The 10090-nt window shown below is 68.5% G+C and carries 7 protein-coding genes and 3 pseudogenes; 4 read left to right on the forward strand and 6 right to left on the reverse strand.

Features of this window, described 5'->3' with window-relative positions; translation table 11 throughout:
- Nucleotides 1–136: 136 nt before the first annotated feature.
- Nucleotides 137–235, forward strand: a pseudogene (locus tag L0U85_RS21515) (NADH:flavin oxidoreductase/NADH oxidase); the annotation flags it as partial.
- A gap of 25 nt (nucleotides 236–260) precedes the next feature.
- Here L0U85_RS21515 and L0U85_RS19865 read toward each other — a convergent pair.
- A complete protein-coding gene (locus tag L0U85_RS19865) occupies nucleotides 261–800 on the reverse strand; it encodes a histidine phosphatase family protein (protein WP_241379510.1) in 540 nt (179 codons plus the stop codon).
- A 458-nt stretch (nucleotides 801–1258) separates the two neighbouring features.
- Here L0U85_RS19865 and L0U85_RS19870 point away from each other — a divergent pair, with 458 nt between their 5' ends.
- Together L0U85_RS19870 and L0U85_RS19875 are read left to right on the forward strand one after the other, a co-directional pair.
- Nucleotides 1259–2392 (forward strand): glycosyltransferase, encoded by a 1134-nt coding sequence (locus L0U85_RS19870; RefSeq protein WP_241379511.1) that lies wholly within the window; start codon nucleotides 1259–1261, stop codon nucleotides 2390–2392.
- 25 nt (nucleotides 2393–2417) lie between these two features.
- Nucleotides 2418–3581: a glycosyltransferase gene (locus L0U85_RS19875; protein WP_241379512.1), complete on the forward strand. Its 1164-nt coding sequence runs from the start codon at nucleotides 2418–2420 to the stop codon at nucleotides 3579–3581.
- A 4-nt stretch (nucleotides 3582–3585) separates the two neighbouring features.
- Here the strand turns inward: L0U85_RS19875 and L0U85_RS19880 are convergent, their stop codons facing one another.
- Together L0U85_RS19880 and L0U85_RS19885 are read right to left on the reverse strand one after the other, a co-directional pair.
- Complete coding sequence (locus L0U85_RS19880) at nucleotides 3586–4413, reverse strand: SAM-dependent methyltransferase (protein WP_241379513.1); 828 nt, start codon at nucleotides 4411–4413, stop codon at nucleotides 3586–3588.
- 146 nt (nucleotides 4414–4559) lie between these two features.
- Nucleotides 4560–5573, reverse strand: coding sequence for a zinc-dependent alcohol dehydrogenase (locus L0U85_RS19885; protein WP_241379514.1), 1014 nt, complete (start codon nucleotides 5571–5573; stop codon nucleotides 4560–4562).
- Nucleotides 5574–5840: 267 nt separating this feature from the next.
- On the opposite strand from L0U85_RS19885, the gene L0U85_RS19890 reads away from it, so the two are divergent.
- Nucleotides 5841–6821 carry a Gfo/Idh/MocA family oxidoreductase gene (locus L0U85_RS19890; RefSeq protein WP_241379515.1) on the forward strand — a complete coding sequence of 327 codons (981 nt, stop codon included), beginning with the start codon at nucleotides 5841–5843 and terminating at the stop codon, nucleotides 6819–6821.
- Nucleotides 6822–7052: 231 nt separating this feature from the next.
- Here L0U85_RS19890 and L0U85_RS21520 read toward each other — a convergent pair.
- The 3 genes and pseudogenes from L0U85_RS21520 to L0U85_RS19900 all read right to left on the reverse strand — a co-directional run.
- Nucleotides 7053–7226, reverse strand: a pseudogene (locus tag L0U85_RS21520) (hypothetical protein); the annotation flags it as partial.
- Nucleotides 7227–7462: 236 nt separating this feature from the next.
- Nucleotides 7463–8269, reverse strand: a complete 807-nt coding sequence (locus L0U85_RS19895) for a hypothetical protein (RefSeq protein ID WP_241379516.1) — start codon at nucleotides 8267–8269, stop codon at nucleotides 7463–7465.
- A gap of 63 nt (nucleotides 8270–8332) precedes the next feature.
- Nucleotides 8333–10090 (reverse strand): annotated as a pseudogene (locus tag L0U85_RS19900) (xyloglucanase); the annotation flags it as partial.

The raw sequence follows: 10090 nt of genomic DNA on the forward strand, positions 1-10090 counted from the left end.
CCATCCTGACAGTCGCTGCCGCCCTTGGCGCACAACAACCATCCACGAGAAAGATGCCGCCAGCGCCCCAAGGGCCATTTCCGGCCTCCCTCTGCGCACGAGTAACAAGCAACCGTCCACGTCAGAGTGACCTCCAGCCGCGGGGGTGGACGCATTTCACGCCTTCATTCGCCGCTATCGGCTCCCTGCGCTCGAAGGCGGGGAGATCGACCTCGCTGGTCGGACCAAGGAACTCGCCATGCTCGGCTCGCTTGCCCGAGCTACATGCGAACGAGCTCGACGTCGTGGAAGCGCTCGGCGGCACTGTCATAGTGCACCCGAGCGCCTTCCATGTAGTCGAACAGCGGCCCCCACGAGTCGTGGTCGGCGTCGGGGAACAACGTGATGAGCCCGCACTCGAGATGGCCGCCGTGCCCGATGACCAGCGCGGCGTCGCCGGGCCCGAGCGACGCCATCAACTGCTGCCACTGGACGGCCATGGCGCTCGCGTAGTCGTGGACGGCCCCGTGGTGGTTGACCAGCCGCGCCAGCCTGGTGAACGGCGCGCCCACTTCGTGGGCGGCCATTTGGGACTCGGTCATGAACTCGTTGACGTTCTTCAAGGTGGGCAGTTCGAGGTTGACGGCGAATCCCATCGCGATGGCGGTCTCGCGGGTGCGCGGAGCGACACTTGCGGCAACGATTTCGAAGGGGCCCATGAGCGTTCCGGCCCAACGGGCGAGTTCGACGCCCTTCTGGGAGAGATGGACGGCCTCGGCTCCGTCGCGCTTGCTGTGCCGGCGGATTTCGAGCATGGGCATGGGCTGGTCTCTTTTCCTCTGCGACACCGGCTGGTCGGTTAGAGCGTACGCGGCGGCACCTGACCGTTCATGAGGTACCGGTCTCGGAGGCTCCCGTGATTCCCTGGGCACGAACCTGGAATGGGAAGTGCGCCGTGAATTTCTCGCCGCATGAACCGCTTCGGGCCTGCGAACGACCGGAGTTGAAGCGCCGCAGGGAGATACGTGTCGACCTGGTCACCGCCTCGATCGCGGACGCCGCGCTGCCCGTCGTTCGGGAGCCGTTCGGCGAGGCCGTCTGGATTCGTTGAGACCGCGTCCGGGCGGTCAACACGGCCGCGCTCCTGCGCATGGCGCCGGCGATCCTCTGGACCGCGTGGGTCCGGTCCCTTTGGTCACAACCATTTGGGTCAATGCGTGATAGATCGATATGATTTGTTGTTGTGCGTATAGAATTCCTGGTCAGAACCATATGGGGCATGGGCGGGACCATCCGGACCACGCTCAACACCGCGACCTCCCTCTTGGACCTCGGACACGAGGTCTCCATCGTCACGTGCGCTCGCAACAAGGAGGTCTCCGACTTCGAGATAGATCCGAGGATCGAGGTCCATACGCTCTACGACCTGCGCGACCCCGCAGAGGGCGGCGAGACCCTCAGTCCGGCCGACGAAGCCCTCCTCGCGCGCCCCTCCGTCCTTAAGAAACACGAGGTCCCCGGTCCGCCGGGAGACTCGGCGCTCATGGACCAGCGGGTCAAGCACCACTTGCGCACCACGACCGCCGACGTGGTCGTGGGGACCAACGCGGGCATGAACCTCTACCTGGCCGTCTACGGGCGCCGTCGCACCGTCCGCGTCGCCCAGGAACACCTCTACCTCGACCTGTACAAGCCCGGCATCCGCGGCTGGATCACCTCCAAGTTCGGGAAGCTCGACGCGATCGTCACCACCACCGAGATCGACGCCGAGGCTTATCGCAAGGCCATCCCGGGGTACCGGGGCGTCGTCGAATGCGTCCCCAACTCCGTGCCCGCCTGCCCTGTCGAACGTCCCGCGCACGTCGAGAACGTCATCATGGCCGGCGGGCGCATCCACCGCAAGAAGGGCTTCGATACCCTCGCCCGCGCCTTCGCGCGCGTCGCGGACCGCCATCCGGACTGGAAGCTGCGGATCTATGGGCGCGGGCCGGCCGAGAAGCAGCTGCAGCAGCTCGTGGAGGACCTTCGCCAGACCGACCGCATCGAGCTCATGGGCCCGGTCGCCCCGCTCGGACCCGAGTGGGCGAAGGCCGCGATCGCCGTCGTGCCCTCCGACTTCGAATCGTTCGGCCTCACCATCGTCGAGGCGATGGGAGCCGGGGCCCCGCTGATCTGCACCAGGGTCCCCAACGGGCCGCTCGAACTGGTCGACCACGAGACCAACGGCCTGTTCGTCGGCAAGAAGGACCGCAAGTCCCTCGAAGCGGCGCTGATCAGGCTCATCGAGGACCCCTCTTTGCGGGACAAGCTCGCCGACGCGGGACGTGAGACCGCCCGTCGCTTCGAACCCGACCAGGTGGTCCACCGGCATGTGGACCTGTTCGAGCGGCTGCTCGCGAACCGCTCCAGATGACCCATTCCAGAAAGGAACCGCGACCATGCGCATCACCTTCATCATCAGGGACGTCTGGGGGATGGGCGGCACCATCAAGGCCACGCTCAACAACGCCGCGGCCCTGGCCGCTCGCGGCCACGATGTCACCATCGCCTCGGTAGTCCGCTCCAGGACGGAGCCTGTGTTTCCGATCGACCCGAGGATCACGGTCGTCAATCTGTGGGACAGGCGGAAGGCCGCCGACGGCGGTGAGTCACGGACGCTCCTCGATCGCTGGCGCGCCCGGCGTCCTTCCATCATGGACGAATGCATGGTCAACCCCATGGGCGCCTCCTCGGCGCTGTTCGACCACCGCGTCGCGAAGTACCTGCGCAAGGTTGACACCGACGTCTTGATAGCCACCCACCCGAGCCTCGGTCTCTACCTGGCCCGCCGCCGCTCCTCCGCCGCCGCGATCGTCCAGGAGCACGCCTCGTTCGACAGGCACAAGCAGCCGGTCCAGGAATGGATCAAGGCCGATTACCCGCACCTCGACGCCATCGTGACCGCCACCGAGACCGATGCCGGCGACTACCGCGAGGCGCTGCCAGATTTCGCCGGTCCGATCGAGGCCGTCCCGAATTTGTTGCCGCGCACCGGCATCGACAGAGAGATCGAGCCCGGGCCGATCGTCATGGCCGCCGGTCGACTCATCGCCTCCAAGGGCTTCGACACCCTCATCCGCGCCTTTTCGCGCACCGACGACCGATTCGGGCGGTGGCGGTTGCGGATCTACGGACAGGGCAAGGAGCAGACGGCGCTCGAGCAGCTCATCGACGACACCCGTTCTGAGAACCGCACCGAGCTCATGGGCCCGGTCGCCCCGCTCGACTCCGAGTGGGCGAAGGCCGCGATCGCCGTCGTGCCCTCCCATCACGAGTCGTTCGGGTTGTCGATGGCGGAGGCGATGTCCGCGGGCGTCCCGGTCATCGCGGCCGCCGTCCCGCACGGCCCGCGCGAAGTCGTCGAGCACGAGTTCAACGGCCTGCTCGTCACGCCGAGAGACGTCGGGGCGCTCACCGAGGCGTTGGAGCGGCTCATGGGCGACCGCGAACTTCGCGGCAAGCTCGCCTCCGCCGGCCGGGAGACCGCCTGGCACTTCGAGGCGGAGCAGGTCGCGGGGCGTTACGAGGAACTGTTCGAGCGCCTGCTCGACGGTCGGGTGTAGGCGTTCACGCCTTCTTCGCGATGCCCGCCATCTGCGTTCGCTCGAACGGCTGAAGCTCCTCGAAGGTCGGCACCGGTTTGTCGGGCTCCTCGGGGAACCACCTGGCCACGTATTCCAGGCCCGGTGAGACCATCTCCATGCCCAGGAAGTGGGCCTCCAACTGCTCGAGCGAGCGGATCCACCCGTTGCCGAGCGTCTCCAGGCAGGCTCGCGACAGGCTCCGCTGGGCGGCGTCCCCGGTGTCGGGCCACGCGGTGAGGAACAGGTGGCTGCCAGACGGCAGCGGCTCCATCAGGTCCGCGAGGATCTGGTTCGGGTTCTCGTGCTCGCTGATCTGCATGATCATGCCGACGACCATGAGCGCGACGGGACGGTCGAAGTCGAGGAACGACCGGACGTCCGGGTGGGCGAGGATGAGCTCCGGATCGCGCAGGTCGGCGGTCACGATCCTCGTGGAGTCATCGGTGGCCAGCAGGGCCCGGCCGTGCGAGAGCACCATGGGGTCATTGTCGACATAGACCACACGAGTGTCCGGATTGATCTCCTGGGCGGCTTCATGGGTGTTCTGCTTGGTCGGCAGGCCGCACCCGATGTCGAGGATCTGGTCGATCCCGGCCATGCGGACCAGGTACTGGACTCCGCGGATGAGTGCGCGGCGGTTCTCCTGGGCGCACTCCTTCGCCTGCGGGACATGGCCGACGAAGACCTCGGCGGCCTCCCGGTCGGCCTTGAAGTTGTCCTTGCCGCCGAGGATCGCGTCATAGACTCTCGCGGTCGACGGCACGGAGATGTCGATTCCGGGAGGCGGCCATCCGTCGTCTGCTTCAGTCAACTTCGAGGTTCCTATCGGCACGGGCCTGGGCCATGGGTTGCGGTTCCCCGCCACCCCTGCGAGGGACCGCTCCAGGCTACTCCACGTTGTGAGTCCGTGTACGTGAGTATTGGACGGAGGCAGCAGAACCCGGTGCCTCCGTCACTCTAGAACTCGAAGACCAGCCTCGCCGAGACCTTCCCGGCGAGCACCGCCTCGAAGTCGTCGTTCACCGTCTCCAGGCTTCGGCGCTCGGCGATGACCTCGGTGCGGCCCGCCGCGTGCAGGGCGAACACCTCTGCCAGGTCCGCGCGCGTGCCCACGATGGACCCGATCACCGAGATCCCGCCGAGGACGGTGTCGAAGATCGGCACGGACAGGGCCGCGTCGTCGGCGGGCAGCGCGACCATCACCAGGCGCCCGCCGCGGTTGAGCGACCGCAGCGCCTGCTCGAAGACCTTCGGCGAGGCGGCCAGGACGATCGCGACGTCGGCGCCGCCGGCGGCCCGGATGGCCTCGACCGGGTCGGTATCGCGCGCGTTGACGACCTGGTCGGCGCCGAGCTCGGCTGCGAGCTCGAGCTTCTCGGGCTCGATGTCGACCGCGACGGTGAAACCGCCGACCAGTCGCGCGTACTGGAGCGCCAGGTGTCCCAGCCCTCCGATGCCGAAGACCGCCACGCGCTCCGACGGCGTCACTCGGGCGAGCTTGACCGCCTTGTACGTGGTGACGCCCGCGCATGTCAGAGGCGCGGCATCGAAACTGGAAACTCCGTCGGGCACCTCGACGATGCCGTGCGCGTAGGCCACCGCGAACTCGGCATAAGCGCCGTCGACGCTGTAGCCGCTGTTCACCTGGCTCTCGCACAGGTTCTCCGCACCGGTGACGCAGTAGTGGCAGTGGCCGCAGGAGGTGCCGAGCCACGGGATGGCGACCCGCCTGCCGGCCAGGGCCTCGGACGTGCCCTCGCCGACCTTCACGACTCGGCCGATTCCCTCGTGCCCCGGAATGAAAGGCAGCTTCGGTTTCACCGGCCAGTCGCCGTGGGCCGCATGAATGTCCGTATGGCACAGCCCGGAAGCCTCGAGCTTCACCAGCAACTGCCCGGGCCCCGGCTCGGGGACGTCGAGGTCCCTGAGCTCCAGCGGACGATGGAAATCGGTGCAGACCGCGGCTTTCATGGCCGCCTCCTCTTCTCGATGGCTTATATGCCCAGCGCCAACGCTATTCGCGGGGCCCAGGCCTCGACAGGGCCGAACGACACGAGTGCAGCGGGTCCTACGTCCCGACGTTCGGAAGAGGGGGAGCGCCGAACGGCGCTCCCCCTGGCTGCGGGAGCAGCTGACCTGACGTGAGGCGATGCCCGGCCGCTGGGACGGCGCCCGGCGGTGCAGTTCCGCGTGCATAATGATGGACTAGAGCGCTCTAGTCTACGGTTAGGGGACCCAATGCGGATCGGTATAGCCGGCGCGGGCCGCATCGGCTCGATGCACGCCGAGAACACCTCGACCCTCGACGAGTTCGACGACATCCTGATCTACGACCCCGCCCCGGACCGTGCCGCCCGCCTTGCCCAAGCCGTGGGCGCCGAGGCGACCGAGGATCTGGACCACCTGCTCACCGCCGACGCGGTCCTCATCTGCACACCCACCGACACCCACCCGGAACTGGTGCGCCGGGCGATCAAGGCGAAGGTCCCCGCCCTCTGCGAGAAGCCCCTGGCCCCGAGCCTCGCCGAGATGCGGACCCTGGTCCCCGAGATCGAGGCCTCGGACGTCCCGGTCACCGTGGGCTTCCACCGCCGCTTCGACCCGGCGACCGTCGAACTCCACCGCCGACTCAGAGCGGGCGAAGTCGGCAGGGTCTACCAGGTCCACGCGGTCTGCAACGACTTCGAGCCCCCGCCCGGCGAGTTCATCGCCACCTCCGGCGGCCTGTTCCGCGACTGCCTCATCCACGACCTGGACGCGATCCCGTGGCTCCTCGACGAGCCCGTCACCGAGGTCTACGCCTCAGGCTCGGTGCTCGTCGACGAGGCATTCGCCGACATAGGCGACTGGGACAACGTCACCGCGACCCTCCGCTTCCCGAGCGGTGCCCAGGCCCTGCTCTCGGCCTCCCGCCACGACCCGGTCGGCTACGACTGCCGCACGATCCTCTACGGCAGCAAGGACACCCTCGCCGCCGGTCTCGACCCCCGAACCCCCGTCAACTCCCTGGAACCCGACGGCCCCCGACCGGCCTCGCCGTACAGGGGTTTCCAGGACCGCTACCGACTGGCGTACCTGAACGAACTCAAGGCCTTCGCCGCCATAGCCTCCGGCGGGGCCGGCAACCCCTCGCCGGCGGAGGCGAGCCTCCGAAGCCTCGCACTGGCCGAAGCCTGCGAGCAGTCCGTGCGCTCCGGGCTCCCCGTACGCCTCGCCTGATCCTGGGAGACGCGGGAGCGGATCTCAGGTCAGGGCAGTGCCTGCGATCCGCGGGTTCACGGCTGTGGCCGGATGGTGCTGCGGACCCGCCGATCGGTCAGCGCCACGCGACCTCGAAGCCGGTCGAGGCGCTGAGCATCGAGCGGCGAGGTCGCGCAGGAGCACTTCGGTCAGTCCTGGCTCGACCTCGGCCTTGGCGGCGCGGGCGGGCTTCTCGATGGCGGCGGCGAGCTACTCGGCGTTCATCGGGCCGACCGTGATCTGGCGTTCGGCGGCGATGGCGGCGAGGAAAGGCTCTTGAAGGACCTGCTCGTAGAAGTCCGCGCGCATCGCCATGACCAGGAACGACTCGGGGACTCGGTCTTCGACCGCCGTTCGCAGGGCCTCCAGGAGCTTCTGGCGCCGCCACTCGGCGCAGCGCCTCGGTCCACGCGTTCAGGACGCTCTGGTCCTCGACGCCGTATCCGACGCGGAGCAGTTCGAGGAACAGCTCGCTGTTGCTCCCCTTGGCCTGCGGCGCGTGCTTTCCGCGAACGTATCCGTTCACGGCCTGGTGGGTGAGTCGGATACCTCGCGCGGCTTCGCGGAACGTCAGCCCGGATCGGTCATGGAGCGCTCCACGGCGTAGCCGGGCAGCGTCGTCACATGGCGGCGGTCATGTGGGTTTCGAGCAGGAGGGTCATGCCCGGGGCGGTGGACAGGTCCGTGTCGGCGGCGAAGCGGTCCGGGTCTTCGCTCAGGTTGCGCCACATGGCCATCCGTGGGGCGTCGAAGTGGTCGACGGCCCGGTTGAAGTCCATCTCCTCGATGGCGTAGGGGACTTCGAGGGCCTTGCCGGTGAGCAGGAACTTGCGGAAGCTGTGCCAGCCTATGTCGGGGATGCCGTTGACCTTGCGGATCGAGCCGTCGCCCTGGTAGTCGCGGTGGATGATGAACGCGTGCGTGGAGCCGGCCCTGGAGAACTCGAAGACGAGCACCGCGTGGGGCGCGCCGCCGCTCTCCATCACGGGGGAGCAGGCCCAGGCCGACACGGATTCGACCGGGTCGTCCAGCCCGGACTCCCAAGGCGGGCAGGGGACGCCCGCGCCTTCGAGGAGTTCGATCTCGGTGGTGATGTAGGTCTTGGCCGGTCCGGCGGTGACGACCTCGATGGCGTGCAGCAGGGCCGACGCGGCGGCGTCGCCGCCCCGGCCGATCAGGGCGGCCAGCATCGCGACGCCGATCCGGTCCTGACCGATCGGGAGGCACAGGAGTGCCGAGAGCGCGACCGCGCCGTGCACCTCCGCCTCGAACGGGTCGCTCAGGCCGAGCAGCTGGGGCGCGGCGCCGCCGGCCCGCTCGGCGATGGGCCGCACCGCCTCGAAGGCCGCCTCCACATCCTGTTCGGTGAGTCGGTCGGAGAGGATGGCGTGTTTGACGCTCAGGTGGGAACGAAGATTCTGGTCCATCGTTCCATTATCAGCGGGCGCCGCACCGATTTCACGGTGCGGCGCCCTGTCTTGACCGAAAGGTCAGTCTTCGATGTCGCCGTAGATCAGGCCCCGGCCGTTGGTGGTCAGGTAGACGCGGCCGTAGATCTCCGGGTCGCCGGTGATGGCGGCCCCGGTCCACGCCCACTGGTGGTCGTCGTCGTTGATGCGGCTCCAGCGGACGCCGCCGTCGGTCGACCGGTAGATGCCGCGCGTCCCGTTCGCCTTGGCGGAGGTGTAGATCGCCGGATAGAAGGACCATTTGGCGGCCTTGCCGAAGCCGACCGCGTCTGCCTCTTCGAACGCGCGGATGCGCTTCCAGGTGAGGCCGCCGTCCCTCGAGCGCCACATGCCGTACTCCGCGTCGACGTCGCCGCCGACGAGCCAGAGGTTGGCGGCGCGTCCCGGCACGGCGCGGAAGTCGACGTCGCCCTCGGCCGGGAGCCCGTCGGCTCCGGTCTCGGAGAACGTCGCGCCCGCGTCGGTGCTGGCGTAGAAGACGCCGCTCGCGAAGGCGTAGACCTGGTTCGGCCTGACGCGGTCGGTGCGGATCGTGGCGCCCGCGGGCAGCCCGATGACGCTCGTCCAGGTCTGGCCGAGATCCGTGCTGTAGACGGGCGTGACCTCGCTGTCGCCGGGGGACCACAGGATCGTGGAGCCGTCGGCGGTGACCGCGACGACGCCGCCGTGTGCGCCACCGGGCACGCCGGGGAGCCTCGTGGTGGTCAGCCAGGTCGCGCCGCGGTCGGTCGAGACGCCGACGTGGCCGTCGTCTTCTCCTTCGACGTCGCCGGTGCCGACGATGACGTCCCTGTTCAATTCCGCGAAGTCGACGCTCCGGCCCGACGTCCAGTTCGGGCGGCGGATCATCGTCTCGGCCTTGTCGAGGTCGGTGTGGACGAAGCCGCCCAGGTCGCCGACGGCCGTGACGACGGTGCCGCCGAGCGCCGCGATGTCCTGGATCGCGGTCTCTTCGAGCCCCTCGACGCGGACGCCGACGGTGAACTTGTCGACCGGCAGCCCGACCTGCTGTCCCGCCTCGTCGTCCCAGCCGACCAGGTCGCCCTGCTCATCCCACTCGGTGAGGCTCTCAGTGCCCCAGATGGTGGCGCCCGTGCCCCACATGATCCGGTCGGAGTCGTGCGGGTCGATCGCGAGCGCGTCGATCATCCAGCCGTGCTTGATCGCATAGGAGGGGCCGTCGTCGCTGCCGCCGAAGGAGAGCCACGGGCTGCCCGCGGGGTCCATGTCGAACCGGTCGGTGCGCTGCGGGGGCCACGAGAACTCGGCGTCCCACACGTAGTCCCAGCTGGTCTGCCAGGTCGAGCCGGAGTCGGTCGATCGGAACAGAACCTCGTCGGGCCACCAGTTGTTCTGCGTGGCCGCCATGAGAGTGCCGGGGTTCTGGCGGTCGACTGTGACGCCCCCGAATCCGGGGATGTCGCCGGTGGGGTTGTGCGGCGGGGTGATGTCGGTCCATTCGCCGGTCTGGGTGGCCAGGCGCATGATCTTGCCGCCGGCCTTGCCTTCGACGCCGCCGTTGTAGGGGCCGGGGTCGTGGCTGGTGACGACGAACAGGTAGCCGTTCTCGTCGTCCACCGCCGACTGCTTGGGGATGGTCCGGACGTCGCCGACGGCGCCGAGCGCCTCGGCCGCACCGGGGACGGGGGACCAGGTCGCACCGCGGTCGGTCGAGACGTAGAGCGGATCGTCCGGGTCGGCGACGCCTACGTAGATCGCGCCGCCGATCTGGTCGAAGTCGATCCAGATGACGCCTTGGTTGTCGCCTTGGTAGGAGTC

It is taken from the genome of Glycomyces sp. L485 (assembly GCF_022548875.1).
Classification (GTDB): Bacteria; Actinomycetota; Actinomycetes; order Mycobacteriales; family Micromonosporaceae; genus Glycomyces.